Origin of the sequence: Methyloversatilis discipulorum (assembly GCF_000385375.1) — a bacterium.
GTDB classification, from domain to species: Bacteria; Pseudomonadota; Gammaproteobacteria; order Burkholderiales; family Rhodocyclaceae; genus Methyloversatilis; species Methyloversatilis discipulorum_A.
Genome location: NZ_ARVV01000001.1, coordinates 1,334,736 through 1,353,647, shown reverse-complemented (window position 1 = coordinate 1,353,647; position 18,912 = coordinate 1,334,736). Strand labels below are relative to the sequence as shown.

Below are 18,912 nucleotides of genomic sequence, written 5' to 3'. Positions count from 1 at the left end.
CGCGGCAACGGGTTAGGTATGAACAAAGCAGGGAGCGACTTGCTCGCCCCGTGCGCCTTGGGCTGCCGACGTGCATCCGGAACCATCCGGAAGCGAACACGCCATTCAGCCCGCTTTCACTTTTTCCCACGCATCCAGCACGAACTGGACGGCGGCATCTGCGGTCATTGAACTGGTATCGAGCAGAATGGCGTCCGGCAATTGCACCAGTGGCGCATGTGTCCGGTTGCGATCCCGCTCGTCCCGTTCCCGCAAATCTTGCGAAAGACTTTCCAGACTAGCAGAAACACCTTTTTCGATCAACTGCTTATATCGGCGTTCGGCGCGAATCTCGACGCTGGCGGTCAGGAACACCTTCAGGCGCGCGTCCGGAAACACCACCGAACCCATATCGCGGCCGTCGCCGACCAGCCCGGGCGCCTGCCGGAAGGCGCGCTGACGCTCAAGCAGCGCCGCACGCACCGCACCGTGGACCGCCACTTTCGACGCGCCGACCGAGGCCGCCTCGCTGCGCATGGCGTCCGACACCTCGTCCCCGGCCAGCCAGGTCGAGCCGTCGGCGAAGCGTACATCGAGCGCTGCAGCGAGCTTTCCGAGCGCCGGCTCATCGTCGAGCGCAACGCCAGCACGCATCGCCGCCACCGCGGTGAGGCGATAGAGGGCGCCGCTGTCGAGCAGGTGAAAGCCCAAAGCCGCCGCCACACGCGCGGCGACCGTACCTTTGCCGGAGGCCGACGGGCCGTCTATTGCAATGACTGGAACGTCGTTCATGCCGCCACCTCCGACCAGCGTCTGAAGTACTCGGGGAAGGTCTTGGCCACGCAGCCGGGATCCATGATGCGCACCGGTACGCCGCCCAGCGTGGCAAGCGAGAAGCACATCGCCATCCGGTGATCATCGTAGGTGTCGATGGCAGCACCCGGCGTCAGGGTCGAAGGCGGCGTGATGGCAAGATAATCGGCGCCCTCCTCGACCGTGGCGCCGAGCTTGCGCAGTTCGATCGCCATCGCGGAAATGCGGTCGGTTTCCTTGACCCGCCAGCTGGCGATATTGCGCAGCCGGCTCGGGCCATCGGCGAACAGCGCGCAGATGGCCAGCGTCATCGCGGCATCCGGAATGTGGTTCAGGTCGAGGTCGAATGCGCGCAGTCGCCCGCCCTCGGGCGCGCGCGCCTCGATCCAGTTCGGTCCCATCGCCACCACGGCGCCCAGCTGTTCGAGCGCCTGCGCGAAGGCGACATCGCCCTGCACCGAGTCGCGGCCGACGCCTTCAACCCGCACCGGCCCACCGCCGATGGCGCCTGCGGCCAGGAAATAGGACGCCGACGACGCGTCACCCTCGACGAAGCACTCGCCGGGCGACACGTAGCGCGCATCAGCCGGCAGATTGATCGCCGCCCAGCCTTCGCGTTCGGCGTTGACGCCGAACTGGCGCATCAACGCCAGCGTGATGTCGACGTAGGGCTTGGAAATCAGCTCGCCCTCGACCTCGATGCGCAGTGCGCGCCCGGTCAGCGGCAAAGCCATCAGCAGTCCGGTCAGGAACTGGCTGGACACGTCGCCGCGCACGCGCACCACCGGCACTTCGTTGATCTGCGCCGGATGGATGCGCAAGGGCGGAAAGCCGTCGTTGCCCTCGTAGTCGATGCGCGCACCGACCTGGCGCAGCGCGTCGACCAGATCGCCGATCGGCCGCTCGTGCATGCGCGGCACGCCATGCAGGCGGTACTCGCCGCCCATCAGCGCCAGCACGGCGGTGAGCGGACGGAAGGCGGTACCGGCATTGCCGAGGAAAAGGTCTGCCTTCTTGACCGGGAAGCGCCCACCGGTGCCGCTGATGACGTAGTCGTCGCCACCGGCGTGGCGCCAGTCGACGGCCAGCGTGCGCAGCGCGTCGAGCATGCGGTCGACATCGTCCGACGACAGCAGGTCGTGCAGCAGCGTATCGCCCTCGGCCAGCGCGGCCAGCAACAAAGCGCGGTTGGAAATGCTCTTGGAGCCCGGAAGCCGCAGCGTGCCGCGGGCGGACGATGCGGGGGGGAGATCAAGGAATTCGGTCTTCATCGTGTTCGAACGGCGCCGGGGCGCCTCATGTTGTGTTCAGCCCTGGCGTTGCGCCCAGGCGGTGCGTGCTTCGCGCGCGGTACCGATCAGCGCCTCGAGTCGGGCCGCGTCGCCGGATTCGATCAGCGCGCGATAGCGTGCAAGTTCGGTTTCGTAGGCGCTCAGTTCGGTCAGCAGCGCCTCACGATTGGCAAAGAAGATGTCGCGCCACATCTCCGGATGACTGGCCGCGATGCGCGTGAAATCGCGGAAACCGCCGCCGGCCAGATTGAAGATCTCCTCGGCATTCGGACGCGCCGCCAGTTCCGAAACCAGCGCGAAGGACAGCAGGTGCGGCAGATGGCTGACCGACGCCAGCCAGCGATCGTGGTGCTCGGGCGTGGTGACCGTCAGCAGCGCGCCGCAGGCCAGCCAGGCCTGGCGCACCAGTTCGATGGCCGCGCCGCCATTCTCGGCGAGCGGTGTCAGCACCACGCGGCGTCTTTCGTACAGATCGGCGCGCGCCGCCTGCGGTCCGCTCTTCTCGGCACCGGCGATCGGATGCCCCGGTACGAACTGCCCCACGCGCTCGCCAAAGCAGCTACGGGCCGCCGCCACGACGTCGCCCTTGGTGCTTCCGGCGTCGGTCACTACGGTATGCGCCGGCAGGTGGGGCAGCATCGCCGACATGACGGCCTCCATCTGGCCGACCGGCATCGCCAGCAGTACCAGGTCGGCGCCCGCGAGCGCAGCGGCCCAGTCGGATTCAGCACGATCGATCAGCCCGAGTTCGAGTGCTTCGCGCTTGCTGTCTGCACTGCGGCCGACGCCGACAATCTCGCCCACCTGACCGGCACGACGCAGCGCGGCGGCGAAGGAGCCGCCGATCAGGCCGACACCGACGACGACCAGACGTCCGATCAGCGGTGCGCTCACGCCAGCGCCTTCTTCAGCGCGTCGATGAAGCGTGCGTTCTCGGTTTCCAGGCCGATCGAGACGCGCAGCCACTCGGGCATCGCGTAGCCGGCAATCGGCCGCACGATGACGCCCTGCTCGAGCAACCGACGATTGACTGCCGCACCGTCACCGGCGCGGAAGGCGATGAAGTTGCCGTAGGAACGGATGTAGCCGATCCCAGCCCCATCGAAGAAGGTTTCCATCTGCTTCAGGCCGGCCGCGTTCAGCTCGGCCGAACGGCGGACGAAGTCCTGGTCTGCCAATGCGGCGACGGCTGCCGCCAGACCGACATTGGTGACGTTGAACGGCTGACGCACGCGATTGAGCAGATCGATCACGTCCGGCTGACCGATGCCATAGCCGACGCGCAGACCCGCCAGGCCATAGGCCTTGGAGAAGGTGCGCGACACCAGCAGGTTCGGATATCGCTCCAGCCAGCGCGCGCTGTCGTAGGCGAGATGTGAGGGCAGGTACTCACTGTAGGCCTCGTCCAGCACGACCAGCACGTCGCGCGGTACGGCGGCGACGAAACGCTCCAGCGCACCGGCCTCGATGAAGGTGCCGGTCGGATTGTTCGGGTTGGCGATGAACACGACGCGCGTGTCGTCGCGGATTGCCGCGCGCATTGCGTCGAGGTCACAACCATAGTCGAGCGCCGGCACCTCGATGCCAATGGCGCCCGCCGCCAGCGTCGCCAGCGGATAGACGGCAAAGGCGTGCTTCGAATAGACGGCGCTGCTGCCTGGGCCGAGCACCGCGCGGGCGACCATTTCCAGAATGTCGTTCGAACCGTTGCCAAGCACGATCTGGTTCATCGCGACATCGTGATGCCGGGAAACCGCCTGCTTCAGGTCGAAACCGTTGCCGTCCGGGTAGCGCGGCACGTCGGCAATCGCCGCCAGCGCGGCCGCCCGAGCCTTGTCGCTCATGCCCAGCGGATTCTCGTTGGACGCCAGCTTGACGATGCCTGCCTCGTCCAGCCCCATTTCGCGGGCCAGTTCGGAAATCGGCTTGCCCGGCTGGTAAGGGGAAATCGAACGGATGTGCGCCGCAGCGCGGTCGAAGACGCTCATGAACTGCTCACGGAAACGGGGTAGGAACCGAGTACCTTCAACGATCCGGCCTCGGCACGGATGCGTGAGAGTGCTTCGCTCACCGCAGGTTCGCTCTGGTGACCTTCGATATCGACATAGAAGACGTACTGCCAGCCGCCGTTGCCGAAGCCCCGCACCGGGCGCGACTGCAGCTTGGTCATGCTGACGCCCTGCTCGGCCAGCGGTTGCAGCAGGCGCACGACCGCGCCCGACTTGTTCTGCACGGTGAAGATCATCGAGGTCTTGTCACGACCCGACGGGCCGGCATCGTGTTCGCCGATCACCAGGAAGCGGGTCGTATTGGCGGGATCGTCCTCGATGTTCGCCGCCAGTATCTTCAGGCCATATGCAGCCGCAGCCGCTTCACCGGCGATCGCCGCGGCACGCTCTTCCTCTGACGCACGGATCGCAGCCTCGGCGTTGCTGGCCACCGCGATGACCGGTACGCCCGGCAGGTTGCGGTTCAGCCACTCGTGGCACTGCGCCAGCGACTGCGCGTGCGAATAGACGCAGCGGATGTCCTTCAGCGGCGTGTCGCGGGTCATCAGGTTCTGCTCGACACGCAGCATCACCTCGCCGCACACCATCTGCGTCGTGCTGAGCAGCATGTCCAGCGTGCGACCGACCGCGCCCTCGGTCGAGTTCTCGACCGGCACGACACCGTAGGACGCGTTGCCCGACTCGACCGCGCGGAACACGTCATCGATCGTGGCGAGCGGCAGGAAGGTCGGCGCGGAACCGAAGTGCCGGCGCGCCGCGCTCTCCGAGAAGGTGCCGACCGGTCCGAGAAAGGCGACGGTCAGCGGCTGTTCCAGCGCCAGACAGACCGACATGATTTCGCGGAATACCGTCTTCACCGCCTGCGGCGGCAAGGGGCCCGGGTTGTCGTCGGCCAGCCGGCGCAGCACCTGCGCCTCGCGCTCCGGACGGTAGATGTTGCCGTGCTTGATCTCGCCGATGCGGTGCGCGTGTCGTGCGCGCTCGGAAATGAGCTGCAGCACCTGGGTATCGATCGCATCGATGGCGTCGCGCAGTTTAAGTAGTTCGTCGTTCGAGCTCGGATCGGAGGCCATCATTCAACCGTGTCTGCGTTCAAATTCAGTCATGTATTCGGCCAGCTCGTGCGCGCCCTCGAGCGGCATCGCGTTATAGAGCGAGGCGCGGATGCCGCCGGTCGCGCGGTGGCCCTTCAAATTCAGCAGTCCGCGTCGACGCGCGCCATCGAGAAAACGTGTCTCCAGCCGCGGCTCGCGCAGGAAGAAGGGCACGTTCATGCGCGAGCGCGAAGCCGGCTGTATACGGTTCGTATACAACTGCGAGGCATTCAGCACATCGTAGATGCACTTCGCCTTGGCTGCGCTGCGGCGCGCCATCTCGACCACGCCGCCCTCCTTCTTCACGTATTCGAACACCAGCCCAGCGACCCAGATGGCAAAGGCAGCGGGCGTGTTGTACATCGAATCCCATTCGACGTGACGCGCGTAGTTCATCACCGACGGTACGCCACTGCGCACGCGACCGAGCAGGTCGTCGCGGATGATGACGATGGCGAGACCCGCCGGGCCGATGTTCTTCTGCGCGCCCGCGTAGATCAGGCCGAAACGCGCGACGTCGAGCGGCTGCGACAGGATGTTGGACGACATGTCGGCCACCAGCGGCACGCCGCCGGTGTCCGGATAGTCGGCGAACTCGACGCCGCCTATCGTTTCATTGGCGCAGATGTGCACATAGGCAGCCGCCGGGTCGAGCTGCCAGCCGGCGCGCTCAGGCACGCGATCGAATTCGCTGGCCGCGGCACTCGCCGCGATGCGCACATTCACCAGCGAGGTCGCCTCGGCCATCGCCTTGTCCGACCAATAACCTGTGTGGATGTAATCCGCGCTCTGACCCGGTTGGGCAAGGTTCAGCGGCACCATCGCGAAATGCGGTGTGGCACCGCCGTGCAGGAACAGGATGTGGTGCGACTCCGGCACTCCGAGCAACGCACGCAGATCGGCCTTGGCGCGGGCGTGAATGTCGGCGAAGTGCTCGCTGCGATGACCCAGCTCCATCGCGGAGTAGCCCTCGCCGCGGAAGTTCTGCCACTCGCGCGCGATACGTTCGATCACCGCGTCCGGCATCATGGCCGGACCGGCTCCGAAGTTGTACGCGCGCGCACGCATCGCCCTTCCTATTCCTCGCCCTCGCCGGCTGCGGCGTCAGCGTCGTTATCGGCGTCGGCATCCGCTTCGGCGTCCTGCTCGCTGTCGCTCTCGATCACCTTCTCCAGACCGGCCAGCAGGGTGCCGTCGTCGAGATTGATCAGCGTGACGCCCTGGGTCGAGCGTCCCATTTCACGGATGTCCACCACCTTGGTGCGGATGAGCACGCCACCGGTCGAGATCAGCATTATTTCGTCGGTCGGCTCGACCAGCACCGCACCGACCACGCCGCCATTGCGCTCGCTGGTCTGGATCGCGATGACGCCCTTGGTGCCGCGGCCATGCTTGGGATATTCGGTGACGCGGGTGCGCTTGCCGTAGCCGTTCTCGGTCGCGGTCAGCACGCTCAGTTCGTCGTTCTTCGACACCAACATGCAGATCACGCTCTGACCGTCCTCGAGCATCATGCCGCGCACGCCGCGCGCGGTACGCCCCATCGGGCGCACGTCGGCTTCGGCGAAGCGCACCGCCTTGCCGGCATCGGAGAACAGCATGATGTCGTCCGAACCATCGGTAATCGCCACGCCGATCAGCGCGTCGCCCTCGTCGAGGTCGACGGCGATGATGCCCGCCTTGCGCGGGTTGCCGAAGTCGGCGAGCGGCGTCTTCTTCACGGTACCGCGACCGGTGGCCATGAAGATGTAGTGATCTTCGTCGAACTCCTTGACCGGCAGTACCGCGGTGATCTTCTCGCCCTCGAACAGCGGGAACAGGTTCACGATGGGCTTGCCGCGCGAATTGCGCGAGCCCTCCGGCACCTCGTACACCTTCAGCCAATAGACACGGCCCCGGTTCGAGAAACACAGGATGTAGTCGTGCGTGTTGGCGACGAAGAGCTGGTCGACGAAATCGTCTTCCTTCACCGCCGCCGCCTGCTTGCCGCGCCCGCCACGCTTCTGCGAACGGTAATCGGCCAGCGGCTGGCGCTTGAAGTAGCCGCCATGCGACAGCGTGACCACCATGTCCTGCTGCGCGATCAGGTCCTCGATGCCGAGATCCTGCGTGTGCACGATGATTTCCGACTTGCGACCGTCCGCGAACTGTTCGCGGATCTGGCGCATTTCGTCGGAAATGATCCAGTTGATCCGCTCCGGGCGGGCCAGTATGTCGAGCAGGTCGATGATCTGTTCGATCACCTCCTTGTACTCCGACATGATCTTTTCCTGCTCCAGCCCGGTCAGGCGAGCCAGCTGCATGTCGAGAATGGCCTTGGCCTGCGCGTCCGACATGCGGTAGCCGTCGGCGAAGGAGCCGAATGCGGCATCCAGCCCGTCCGGACGGAAGGATTCAGCGCCGGCGCGGGCCAGCATTTCGTCGACCAGCGGCGACTTCCAGGCACGCTCCATCAGCGCCACCTGCGCTTCGGCGCGCGAAGCCGAGGCCTTGATCAGCGCGATGATTTCGTCGATGTTGGACAGCGCAACGGCCAGACCTTCCAGCACGTGGCCGCGTTCGCGCGCTTTGCGCAGCTCGAACACGGTGCGGCGGGTGATCACCTCGCGCCGGTGCGACAGGAAGCAGTCCAGCATGTCGCGCAGGTTCAGCAGGCGCGGGCGACCATCGACCAGCGCCACCATATTCATGCCGAAGGTGTCCTGCAGCTGGGTCAGCTTGTACAGGTTGTTCAGGATGACTTCCGGCACCTCGCCGCGCTTCAGCTCGATCACCACGCGCATGCCGGACTTGTCCGACTCGTCGCGGATGTCGGAAATGCCTTCGACCTTCTTTTCGTTCACCAGCTCGGCGATGCGCTCGAGCAGGGTCTTCTTGTTCACCTGGTACGGCAGCTCGTCGACGATGATGGCCTGACGGTTGCCCCGGTCGATGTCCTCGAAGTGGGTGCGTGCGCGCATCACGACACGGCCGCGACCGGTCAGATAGCCCTCGCGCACGCCCGACAGCCCGTAAATCAGGCCGCTGGTCGGGAAATCGGGCGCCTGCACGATGTCGATCAGCTGTTCGATCGTCGTTTCCGGCTCTTTCAGCAGCAACTGGCAGGCATCGAGCACCTCGCCAAGGTTGTGCGGCGGGATGTTGGTCGCCATGCCGACGGCGATGCCGGCACTGCCGTTGATCAGCAGATTGGGGATGCGGCTGGGCAGAACCAGCGGCTCCTGCTCCTTGCCATCGTAGTTCGGCCCGAAATCGACGGTTTCCTTGTCGATGTCAGCCAGCAGTTCGGCCGCGATCTTGTCGAGACGGCACTCGGTGTAACGCATGGCCGCCGCGTTGTCGCCATCGACCGAACCGAAGTTACCCTGACCGTCGATCAGCGTGTAGCGCAGCGAGAAGTCCTGCGCCATACGGACCAGCGTGTCGTAGATCGCCGAATCGCCGTGCGGGTGATATTTACCCATCACGTCACCAACCACGCGCGCGCACTTCACATACGGGCGGCTGTGCGTGATGTTCGCTTCGTGCATCGCGAACAGCACGCGTCGATGCACGGGTTTCAGGCCGTCGCGCACATCGGGCAGCGCGCGGCCGACGATCACGCTCATCGCGTAATCGAGATAGGAGTGCCGCATTTCGTCTTCGAGCGAAATGGGCAGCGTTTCCTTGGCAAAAGATGTGGTCATCGGGGGATCGGGCGGACGTCGGCTGCTTGTTGAAATGAACCCGGCGCGTTTAAAACCGCCAGTTTGTTCAGCCAAACCGCAAGTTTAACATGCGCTTGCATTGACCTCAGGGCCCCGCAGCGGGCAGCCGCCGGACTACACTGCGCCACCTGAATCCAGACAGCCGAATCCGTCCGCCATGCAGAGCCACGAAGCCCAGACCGATATCGACCTGCTCATCGAGGCCCGCTGGGTCATCCCGGTCGAGCCGGCCGGCGTGGTACTCGAACATCACGCCGTTGCGGTGCAGGACGGGCGTATCGCCGATCTGCTGCCGTCGGACGAAGCGCGCCGCCGCTACCGTCCGCGCACGCTGCGCACCTTGGGTGATCACGTGCTCATCCCCGGTCTGATCAACCTGCACGCTCACGCCGCGATGAACCTGCTGCGTGGCTACGCCGACGACCAGCCACTGATGCGCTGGCTGACCGAGCACATCTGGCCGGCCGAACAGAAGCATGTGAGCCACGAATTCGTGCGCGACGGCACCCTGCTCGCCTGCGCCGAAATGCTCCGCGGCGGCGTCACCACCTTCAGCGACATGTATTTCTTCCCGGATGCTGCGGCCGAAGCAGTGCTCGAGGCTGGCATGCGCGCGGCGCTGGGCATCGTCGTACTGGAATTCCCCAGCGCCTGGGCGGCCGATGCAGACCAGTACCTCAGCAAGGGCCTCGCCGTGCGCGATCGCTTCAAGCACGAGGCGCTGCTCCACTTCACGCTGGCGCCGCACGCGCCCTACACGGTTTCAGACGCTACTTTCGAACGCGTCCGCACACTGGCCGAGCAACTGGATCTGCCGGTCCATATGCACATCCACGAAACTGCTGACGAGATCGAACAGGGCATTGCGCAACACGGCGTGCGTCCGCTCGAGCGGCTGCGCCGGCTCGGCCTCGTCGGCCCCAACCTGATCGCCGTCCATTCCGTACACCTGACCGACGACGACATCGCCCTGCTCGCCCGCGAAGGCGCCAGCGTGGCGCACTGCCCGACGTCGAACATGAAGCTGGCCAGCGGCGCAAGCCCGACCGCCGCGCTTGCTGTGGCCGGTGTCAATATCGGGCTGGGCACCGACGGCGCCGCCAGCAACAACCGGCTGGACATGTTCCAGGAGATGCGCCACGCCGGCCTGCTGGCGAAGCTAAGCTCTGGCGACGCCGCCGCCCTTGCCGCCGGCCACCTGTTGCACATGGCAACACTTGGCGGCGCGCGCGCGCTGGGCCTCGATGCAGAAACGGGTTCCATCGCCACCGGCAAGAGTGCAGACCTGTGTGCAGTTAGTCTCGACGATGCGGCGACGCGCCCGTGCTATTCACCCGTGTCGCATCTTGTCTATGCTGCGGGCCGGGAACACGTGACCGATGTATGGGTCGCAGGGGAAGCGCGCGTGGAGAATGGAAGCTTGTTGCACCTGCACAACAACGATTTGAAGGCACGCGCGCGCCTGTGGCAAAATCAGGTGGCTCTATAACGGCTTGCGGCCTTGTTTTCATGCATCGCTGCCCGGCAACACCACAGTTGTACGTGGGTTTGCCGCCAGTTTTGCCTGTCAGGTCCAAGACAGGCGGGCAGGCCGGTTGACAACCGCTTCAAGTTTTATAAGAGGGGATCATGCTCAAACAACTGACGCAAAAACCGCTGCTCATCGCCCTGCTGGCCGCCACGGCCGGTTTCGCCTCCAACGTGTCGGCCATGGAAGACATCAAGGTCGACCCGGCAATGAAGGCCCACATTCCCTACGTGATCGACGCCCGTGGCGTCGTCGCCCGCAGCGCCAACGGCCTGTGCTGGAGAACCGGCTACTGGACGCCGGCCTACGCTGCCTCGATCCCGGAAGTCGGCTGCGCCTGCGACAAGGATCTGCTGCCGAAGGACGTCTGCGAGAAGCCGGCTCCTGTCGCCGCACCGGCGCCGAAGGCTGCCGAGCCGGCTCCGGCCCCCGCTCCGGCTCCGAAGCCCGCTGCCCAGAAGGTCACCCTGTCGGCTGACGCCCTGTTCGATTTCGACAAGGCCACGCTGCGTCCGGAAGGCAAGGCCAAGATCGACGACGCCGTCAGCAAGCTGAGCTCGATCGACCTGGAAGTCATCATCGCCGTTGGTCACGCCGACCGCATCGGCAAGGAAAAGTACAACCAGACCCTGTCGGAAAAGCGCGCTGCTGCCGTCAAGGACTACCTGGTGAGCAAGGGCGTTGAAGCCAACCGCGTCTACACCGAAGGCAAGGGCGAAGCCCAGCCGGTGACCGGCGACAGCTGCATGAAGATGGGCAAGGAACACCGCAGCAACAAGAAGCTGGTGGACTGCCTGCAGCCGGATCGTCGCGTTGAAATCGAGATCATCGGTACCCAGAAGTAATCGGGTTCCCGATCTCGTCAAAAGCCCTGCATTCGTGCAGGGCTTTTTTTCGCCCGTCGCCAACCGGATCGCGGCATTACTATCGCTACCCCGGTCGTGAAACCTCGCGCACGCCAGACTGTCCTTTCGCTCATGACGACACATCAGAATGCCGACCCGCTCGAACTGGAGAAATTTTCCGAACTCGCCCATCGCTGGTGGGATCCGGAATCCGAGTTCAAGCCACTGCACGACATCAATCCCTTGCGTCTGGACTGGATAGACCGCTGCGTCGGCCTGACCGGCAAGCGTGTGCTTGACGTCGGCTGCGGTGGCGGCATCCTCGCCGAGAGCATGGCGGTGCGCGGCGCCAGCGTGACCGGCATCGACCTCGGCGAGAAGGCACTGTCGGTCGCACGCCTGCACCTGCTGGAAAGCGGAAACCGCGTCGAGTACCTGCTCGAATCCGCCGAGGACCACGCCCGGGCGCGCGCCGGCCAGTACGACGTGGTGACCTGCATGGAAATGCTCGAACACGTGCCCGATCCTGCCAGCATCGTGCGCGCCTGCGCGACCCTCGTTCGGCCCGGCGGCACCGTGTTCTTCTCGACGCTGAACCGCAATCCCAAATCGTGGCTGTTCGCGGTTATCGGCGCCGAGTACGTGCTGCGCCTGCTGCCGCGCGGCACCCATGAATACGAAAAGATGATCAAGCCGTCGGAACTGGCGCGCGACGCGCGCGACGCCGGCCTGCGCGAAGCTGAACTGATGGGCATGAGCTACAACCCGTTCACCAAGGTCTACTCGCTCGGCAAGGACACCGCGGTCAATTACCTGATGCGGTGCGTACGCGATGAATGAGCCGCGCGCACGCGGCGTGCTGTTCGATCTGGACGGCACGCTGGCCGATACCGCGCCCGATCTCGGCGGCGCGCTGAACCGCCTGCGCATCGAACGGGGCCTGCCCGAGCTTCCTGCCGACACCCTGCGCCCGCATACCTCGGCGGGTGCCCGCGGCCTGATCGGCGCAGGTTTCGGCGTGACGCCGGAAGATGCTGGCTACACAGAACTGGCGGACCGATTCCTGACGCTCTACGCGGCCGCGATCTGCGTCCATACCCGGCTGTTCGACGGCATGGGCGAAGTGCTGACCCGGTTAGAGCAGGCCGCCATCCCGTGGGGCGTGGTGACCAACAAGGCCGCTCGCTTCACCGTGCCGCTGATGCGCGAACTCGGCCTGCACGAGCGTGCCGCGAGCATCGTCAGCGGCGACAGCGTGCCGGTGCCCAAACCCGATCCGGCAGGTTTGCGCCTGGCAGCGAGCGAACTGGGCGTCGAGGTCGGGGACTGCATCTACGTCGGCGACGACGAACGCGACATCCAGGCGGCGCGCGCCGCTGGCATGCGCTCGGTCACCGCGGCCTTCGGCTATCTGGGCTGCGCCCGCCACCACAGCGAATGGGGCGCCGACCACACCATCCACCACCCGCTCGAACTTCTGCCCCTCTTGTAATCGGTCGAGGTGGTACCATCTATCGCTCACTGGGGGCGACCTGGTCTCGACGTGGGTCGCGAAGCAGCGCAGGGCATACCGAGGGTCGGAGTACCTCGTAAATCCAACCGAAAATTAGATAGTCGCCAACGACGAATCTTACGCTCTGGCCGCCTAAGGCCGGACGCTGCACCGACTGATTAGCGGGTCGGGCCGGGCAACCGGTCGCAGCGCCATTAACAGCTAAAGTAAGGATGCACTCCGCCGCGTGGTGCATCACGAAAATCAAGCGGATCGCCTTTCATCAGCCTGCCGGGTCGGCGGGTGACGGGCTAAATCAAATGGCCAGGCTAAGTATGTAGAACTGTCTGTGTAGGGCTTGCGGACGCGGGTTCGATTCCCGCCGCCTCCACCACCATATCAGGGCTCGGATCTCGTTCCGGGCTGTGCCGTTAAGCATAAAGTGGCCACCTGGTCACTTTATGCTTAATTTCCCGATAGGCCACATTTTGCTTTTTCGTCTTTTTGTGGTAGGCGATTAGGCATCCGAACGAGAACCAGCCCGGCCGAAACGTGGGCTTATGTCTGGACGAAGAAAAGCCGGCTCATGGCCGGCTTTTCTCATTCGAGACTTTCGCGTCAGTTCGCGTCGAGTTCCTGTTTGATGTTCTGGAGCATATCGAACGGATGTTCGACTGAGGACAGGATGTCGTGCGGTACGCGCGCCTCCAGTTCCCGCAGGGTAATCGCCCTACCCTCCTGGATCAACGCTCGGCACGCCGCGTCGATGTATGGGCGTGCCCGAGCCCTCACCTCTGCCCCGCGGCTGCGCACATAGCGTTTCCAGCGTTCGCCCAGTATCCGCGCCTCCTTGTTCGCCTGCAGGTAGAGGTGACGCCGATCCACGCTCAAGCGCTGCGCGGCCTGTGCGACGCTGATCGGCACGGGTAAGGCAGCAAGTCGGGCCAGTTCTGCCCGCATGCTCTCCCAGTCCAAATCCCGGGGTGCTCTTCTGACCCCGACTGAGCCCAAGTCGAGTTCTCTTTGAGCAATCGCCGAAGGTACCGACCACTCGCCAAGGTCTCCTGCCAGCAGCTTCGGTAAGGGCAAGCCAGCGTGAAGCGCGATGCGGAGACTCGCGTCCAGCGTTGGGACACCTCCAACCTTTACCCAGTGATGCACCGTGCCTTTCCCTAGCCCGACGCGACGAGCGAAAGAGGCGCTCTTGCCCTGATCGAGACGGGCGACCAGTTCGCCGATTGCGCTACGCAGCCCTTCCCGGGTCGGCTCTATCGTTGAGTCGCACTGGGCGCTCAGCAGCAGTCCAACCTGGCGAGCCGTCCACATCGCTTCGGGCGACACTGTTGCTTGCGGCTGGGATGCTCTGCGGCCGAGAAAGCCTCCGCAATGGGTGCACCAACCCGGCACCACATACGTCGCCCGATGACGGGCGCCAGGCCGCCCGCAATCCGGACAGACATCCACGAGTGAAGCGTGGTGCTTGTGGCAGGTTGTCACCGCTGCAATGTCCCAGGACAAACGGAAGTACGGAGAGGCGCCGCTGCTCCTATCCTCCTCGAGGCACTCCGGACACCACCGCCCACCTTTCGCTGCCAATCCGCGCTGGGCAATGACCTGTCGCCATGGCAGCAATGTCAAACGGTCAAGATGGCCGACGCTCGTGAGGGCCGCCAATGCCCCCGCCCACGCCTCTGCCGCTTCACCGAGGCCGCTGAGGTTGCGCTCATGCCAGTCGAACCCTTCTCGCAACTCGCTCCCCATCTCTCTGACCACGATACGAGAAAGCGACGTCACCGAGACGCTATGGGACAACGCCAATCGGCAGAAGTAGCTGAGCAGGCTCTCGACGTCCGGCGTATTCCAGCCACGCGGATCGAGCGCATGCAGGACGGAACGCGGATTGCGCACGACGTGATTCATGCGATCCCCCGCTTCTGCACCCGCGAACGCGAGGCCGGCACCTTGAGTATGTGACGCGTCAGACCTGCATTGATCGCCGCCTCCCCTTCCAGGATCTCCTCAAGAATCCGCTGCCGCTGGGCATCCGTGAGTAGCGCCCGCTGCAATGCATCCACCGACCAGCCCCCGGTCTGTTGTGCCAGCATGGCCGCGCGCATCAGCACCGAGCTCAGGGTACCTACGCAACCCAAAGTGTTCTCCTGAAGAACCTCAGCGTGCGGCAGCAACTGATCGCCCCATAGCTCAGGCAACGCAGCTTGAAACTTCAACACGCAGGCGCGGAATGCACGCAGGTCGGCGTCCTGATCCTGACGGTAGCGCTCGAAGTGCAGCACGTGTGTGCGCCGGGCCAGTTGCCCAGAAAGCGAAACCAGTTGGTACAGGTCATATGAGCCGATCAGCACCATCTGCGTCCCACACTCGTTTGCGAGTGATTTCAGCGTGTCGAGTTGGATCTCCAGACGGTTGCGGCGGGTCTGGCGAATGATGTGGGCGGCCTCGTCGATGACGAGGAAGCGCGTACCTCGCTCCCGCAGACCCCGTTCCACTGCCGTGCGCAGCGCTGCCAGTGTGTTGCGAGACGCACCCTTGGGCCATACCGCGCGCCCAGTATTCGCATCGACCCCATAGGCCACCTTGGGCAGATCGAGGTCACCCGAAAGCTGGTCGAGGATGCGCTGGTAAAACGAAGTCCATGAGAAGTCGTTCTCGCCCGACGCGGGGGCCTGCACATACACGGCAGGGATCAAGCCTGCATTGGCTTCCATCTGTGCCGAGGCCCCTGCCAGCGCCATCTGGACAAGTTGAAGCGCAAGCGTGCTCTTGCCAACGCCTGTGGGCCCACAGACCAGAAGAATGCTGTCCTGGCTACCCGGATAGATCAGTGTGTCAAGCTCGCTCATGACCTGTGCGATTCGGGTGTGCTTGATGCGCAGCGAACGCAGGCTTTGTGCGGAGACAGGTACGGCACTTACGGAAGTGTTTGATTGTTCGTTCATGGTGCGCCTCAGAAGGTATCGAAGTCGGGAAGGTCGTCCGGCGCATCGGCCTCCGGCGGGCGAGCGGACGGGGTAGCGTTTGATGGCCTGATACCTGCCGAGGGCGCGGCAGCCTGTGAGATGTCCTGAGAGAGGCGGTGCTGCTGAGCGGGAGCAACCGGGGTGATGCAGCCCAGCTGCAGCCTGTTATGGAGGCTTTTGTTCTCTTGCTGGCGATCGCGGGCAACGGCTAGTGCCCCATCGGGCGAAAAGACCTGCATGAATTCGCGAAGACGCTGCGCGCTGCGCTCATCATTAGGAGCGGTGCCTGTCCTGCGGGTGTATTCCTCTGTAAGTGACCGCCGCTCAATTTCCGTCAATTGCCCCAAACCCATCAGGTTGCGGCAGGTGGCCTGTAGCCAACGGTCCTTGACGCGGACATACACCGAGGATGCATCCCACGGGTCATAACGCACGGGGAGGCGCTGACCGGCGATGCGGGAATCCCGGAAGTCGGAGTTCCAGTAGAACAGTTCGGACACCTTGACGCCACGCTGGGGATTCACGAGGCGAACGCCCTCGCGGTCGACCGGTGGACATGTGGCAATCAGAAAATCCCGATTGAACTGAATCAGCCGCTGCGGACGGGCGCCGCTTTCCCGCAGACCCCGCTGAAACGCTTCGCGCGGGCTGCAGTCGAGCGCACCGTGTCGCTCCTGGTCGTAATACTCGGTTGCCCAGTACTCAAGGCCGAAGTACATGGCCTCCAGCGTCCATTCGGCAAAATTCACGGGCAGATGCTTGCCGGTGACCATCCGCACATTCTTGGTCGCCTTCGTGTTCCCCGACAGGTTGTGGATGTATTCGCTGTGCGCACGTCCGAACAGCCGCTCAAGTACTGCGCCGTGTCTGGGCTGCCCTGCGGGCCGAAAACGCAGATGCACGCCCATCACCTGCAGAAAGCTCTCGAAGGCGTCAGACATGAAATCCCGCCCGTTGTCGACAACGACGAATTCCGGCAAGCGCCCGAAGCGTCGCACCATGTCGCGCATCACCATCATGACCGAGTGGTACGACGGAGGATCAAAGGTCAAATGCAGCGCAACAACCCGACGCGACCACGCATCGACTGCCAGGGACAGCCAAGGACGTCCCAACGGTTTGCCTGATCGGCTCGAGACCAGTTCGATATCGAGTTGAGTGTGGTCGATATGTACATACTGGAAAGGTCGACTGCCGTGCGCCGGTGTGTCGGCATAAAGCACCTCGACAAACTCACCTTGCTGATAGGCCATGCGCTTGCCGTGGCGAAGACGCACTTCGTTGGCGGTCTCCGCATTCTTCAGCCGCGCAATCAAGGTCGGGTAGGACGGCGCCGTCACCCCGGCCTCGTCACATGCAAGGACAAGCCAGCGATAGCAGGCTTTGAAGTTGATCGCCTCGTGGCTTCGCCATTTGGTGGTAGTGATCTTCTGCAGGATCTCTTCCTGCCGATCGGTCAGCCGGGAGGAACGGTTGCCACGGGCGCTTGTACGCGGCACCAGCGCCAGTACTCCGTGAGCTCCGTTCGCCTGAGCGGCCTTCTGACGCGCACGCAAGCGTCTCTTCGTGCGATCGCTGACGCCCTTAACAGGGGTATCCGATTCGAGGATCGCTTTGCGCTGCAAGGCGATATCGAGATCCGCTTTGGTATGGCGTGCGAGATCCAGCACGAGCGGGCTTGTACCGGCCACGCCGGTAATCAAACCGCGCTCAAGGGCATCCTCGATCCAGGCCCTGCTCAGATTGACCGTCTCGCCGTTTCTCCGGGTGCAGACGACGTCCCTTTCGCCCATCAGCGAGATGGTCAGTTCCTGCGACTCGTAGGAGAAACGCACCCCCTCGGCGATGTCAAAGACAAAGCGCTCCTGTCCTGGCACGGCACCAACATGCGTCTCACCCGCCATGAAATCGCGCAGCGTTTCATCGCGGTAAAGGCGCGCACGCCGCGTGTCCGACAGCAAGTCCCTATCCAGATCAGCGACAACCAGGTGATCAGCAATCGCCTTGAGCAGCACATCGGCCGAAAACGCCTGGGGGGCCGCCATCAGAAAGTCGAGCGTACAGCTGCCGTGCTCAGCAAGGACGGCGGTCAGCCGCTCAACATCGCTCTGCAAACAGGGCTCTGCGGCCGGGTGGTAGTAATCCGAAAGATGAAGAAGATTCTCGACGCGCCGGCGGGGAATGGCCTCTTCACTGTAGATCCGGTAAATGATCCCCAACTCCGCCAATGCGCGCTCGATCTGAGGGGCCAACCAGCGTCCGTCGGCGTCTCGCTCGTACCGATATGGGTGCTTTTCCGCAAGGCGGGTCAGTTTCTGGACCGACTTCCACTCTTCAAGCGTGATTCCGTCTTCGCGGAGCACAAGGAAGTCCGGGTAATGCCGGATAGTGCGGAGGTCTCCTGAGGCCGGATCGAACAGTTCAAGACGCAGTTCGCAGGGCTGAGCGTAGTACTCGAGGACCCGCGGATCGAATTCATGGTCCACGGCTGCGGCAAACTCGACGTGCCGGCTCTCCGTGCTGATCTCGCAACCCATTTTGCGGCTTGCAAGCACGGTGATGACGTTGCCGCCCCGGGACTTGACCGGTCGTACCGGTGCCTCAATGCGCGCTTTGAGGACAAGTTTTCGCCCCGCATCGGGCGTGCCGAGACGGTCGAACAGTTCTGTGAGGTGTGTGGTATCCAGCATCGCGTCGTCAAATCAGTTCCAGATGTCCACGTCTAGGAACCTGATTTGGCCGAGAATGACGATTCAGTCGTATACGACCGATTTCAGCGCATGGAGCGCGTTCAGTCGTCGCGTCTGCCCTTTTTCGTAACCGCCTGGGAAACCTTTGATGCCGCAGAAGCCCGCCCGCGTAGCCGTGAGCGATAACCCGCACGCACGCTGGGAAAAACTCGCCTTCGATCTCCTGAAGAGTGAGATGCGCGAGAAGAAGATCAACTACAAGGAGTTGTCCCGGAGGCTGGAAGCACTCGGACTGGATGAATTGCCGGACCAGCTCAACCGCAAGGTGAACCGGAGGCGTTTTTCGGCCGCCTTCCTGCTCGCATGTCTGGTGGCGATGGAAAAAGGCGTCTTGATCCTGCCAAGAGCGGCCGACATGAAGCCGAAGTGAAAAGCGACTCTCTGGAAGATTGCTATTCGCCTGCAGTAGGGAATTTGCAGCAAAC

The 18,912-nt window shown here is 63.9% G+C and carries 15 protein-coding genes and 1 other RNA gene; 6 read left to right on the top strand and 10 right to left on the bottom strand.

Annotated elements, in window-relative coordinates; genetic code table 11:
- Positions 1 to 105: 105 nt before the first annotated feature.
- The 7 genes from cmk to gyrA are packed head-to-tail and all read right to left on the bottom strand — an operon-like array spanning position 106 to position 8,873.
- On the bottom strand, positions 106 to 771 hold the full coding sequence (cmk, locus tag METRZ18153_RS0106370; RefSeq protein ID WP_029143597.1) for a (d)CMP kinase: 666 nt from the start codon (positions 769 to 771) through the stop codon (positions 106 to 108).
- Positions 768 to 2,063, bottom strand: coding sequence for a 3-phosphoshikimate 1-carboxyvinyltransferase (gene aroA, locus METRZ18153_RS0106365; protein ID WP_020163940.1), 1,296 nt, complete (start codon positions 2,061 to 2,063; stop codon positions 768 to 770). Before aroA ends, cmk begins: the two co-directional genes overlap by 4 nt.
- A gap of 36 nt (positions 2,064 to 2,099) precedes the next feature.
- Positions 2,100 to 2,978 carry a prephenate dehydrogenase gene (locus tag METRZ18153_RS0106360; protein ID WP_020163939.1) on the bottom strand — a complete coding sequence of 293 codons (879 nt, stop codon included), beginning with the start codon at positions 2,976 to 2,978 and terminating at the stop codon, positions 2,100 to 2,102.
- A complete protein-coding gene (gene hisC, locus METRZ18153_RS0106355) occupies positions 2,975 to 4,072 on the bottom strand; it encodes a histidinol-phosphate transaminase (RefSeq protein WP_020163938.1) in 1,098 nt (365 codons plus the stop codon). Before hisC ends, METRZ18153_RS0106360 begins: the two co-directional genes overlap by 4 nt.
- The gene (gene pheA / locus METRZ18153_RS0106350) at positions 4,069 to 5,169 is read right to left on the bottom strand and encodes a prephenate dehydratase (RefSeq protein ID WP_020163937.1); all 1,101 of its coding nucleotides are present in this window, start codon (positions 5,167 to 5,169) and stop codon (positions 4,069 to 4,071) included. Before pheA ends, hisC begins: the two co-directional genes overlap by 4 nt.
- Positions 5,170 to 6,255, bottom strand: coding sequence for a 3-phosphoserine/phosphohydroxythreonine transaminase (gene serC / locus METRZ18153_RS0106345; protein WP_020163936.1), 1,086 nt, complete (start codon positions 6,253 to 6,255; stop codon positions 5,170 to 5,172).
- 8 nt (positions 6,256 to 6,263) lie between these two features.
- Positions 6,264 to 8,873, bottom strand: a complete 2,610-nt coding sequence (gene gyrA / locus METRZ18153_RS0106340; RefSeq protein WP_020163935.1) for a DNA gyrase subunit A — start codon at positions 8,871 to 8,873, stop codon at positions 6,264 to 6,266.
- Positions 8,874 to 9,051: 178 nt separating this feature from the next.
- Between gyrA and METRZ18153_RS0106335 the strand changes: the two genes are divergently transcribed.
- The 5 genes from METRZ18153_RS0106335 (at position 9,052) to ssrA (ending at position 13,153) form a co-directional block, all read left to right on the top strand.
- Positions 9,052 to 10,383: a TRZ/ATZ family hydrolase gene (locus tag METRZ18153_RS0106335; RefSeq protein ID WP_020163934.1), complete on the top strand. Its 1,332-nt coding sequence runs from the start codon at positions 9,052 to 9,054 to the stop codon at positions 10,381 to 10,383.
- Positions 10,384 to 10,523: 140 nt separating this feature from the next.
- Complete coding sequence (locus tag METRZ18153_RS0106330; protein WP_020163933.1) at positions 10,524 to 11,267, top strand: OmpA family protein; 744 nt, start codon at positions 10,524 to 10,526, stop codon at positions 11,265 to 11,267.
- 132 nt (positions 11,268 to 11,399) lie between these two features.
- Positions 11,400 to 12,107 (top strand): bifunctional 2-polyprenyl-6-hydroxyphenol methylase/3-demethylubiquinol 3-O-methyltransferase UbiG, encoded by a 708-nt coding sequence (gene ubiG / locus METRZ18153_RS0106325; protein ID WP_020163932.1) that lies wholly within the window; start codon positions 11,400 to 11,402, stop codon positions 12,105 to 12,107.
- Positions 12,100 to 12,759 (top strand): HAD-IA family hydrolase, encoded by a 660-nt coding sequence (locus METRZ18153_RS0106320; protein ID WP_020163931.1) that lies wholly within the window; start codon positions 12,100 to 12,102, stop codon positions 12,757 to 12,759. Before ubiG ends, METRZ18153_RS0106320 begins: the two co-directional genes overlap by 8 nt.
- A 31-nt stretch (positions 12,760 to 12,790) precedes the next feature.
- Positions 12,791 to 13,153: a transfer-messenger RNA gene (ssrA, locus tag METRZ18153_RS20550) on the top strand.
- A 224-nt stretch (positions 13,154 to 13,377) separates the two neighbouring features.
- On the opposite strand, the gene METRZ18153_RS0106315 is transcribed toward ssrA, so the two are convergent.
- From METRZ18153_RS0106315 to METRZ18153_RS0106305, 3 genes are read right to left on the bottom strand one after another with little or no spacing between them, the layout of a single operon-like run.
- Positions 13,378 to 14,679, bottom strand: a complete 1,302-nt coding sequence (locus METRZ18153_RS0106315; RefSeq protein ID WP_029143595.1) for a TniQ family protein — start codon at positions 14,677 to 14,679, stop codon at positions 13,378 to 13,380.
- Positions 14,676 to 15,716 carry an AAA family ATPase gene (locus METRZ18153_RS0106310; protein ID WP_029143594.1) on the bottom strand — a complete coding sequence of 347 codons (1,041 nt, stop codon included), beginning with the start codon at positions 15,714 to 15,716 and terminating at the stop codon, positions 14,676 to 14,678. Before METRZ18153_RS0106310 ends, METRZ18153_RS0106315 begins: the two co-directional genes overlap by 4 nt.
- Positions 15,717 to 15,724: 8 nt before the next feature.
- Positions 15,725 to 18,427: a DDE-type integrase/transposase/recombinase gene (locus METRZ18153_RS0106305; protein WP_020163928.1), complete on the bottom strand. Its 2,703-nt coding sequence runs from the start codon at positions 18,425 to 18,427 to the stop codon at positions 15,725 to 15,727.
- 148 nt (positions 18,428 to 18,575) lie between these two features.
- Between METRZ18153_RS0106305 and METRZ18153_RS0106300 the strand changes: the two genes are divergently transcribed.
- Positions 18,576 to 18,857 carry a DUF6471 domain-containing protein gene (locus METRZ18153_RS0106300; RefSeq protein ID WP_029143593.1) on the top strand — a complete coding sequence of 94 codons (282 nt, stop codon included), beginning with the start codon at positions 18,576 to 18,578 and terminating at the stop codon, positions 18,855 to 18,857.
- Positions 18,858 to 18,912 lie beyond the last annotated feature (55 nt).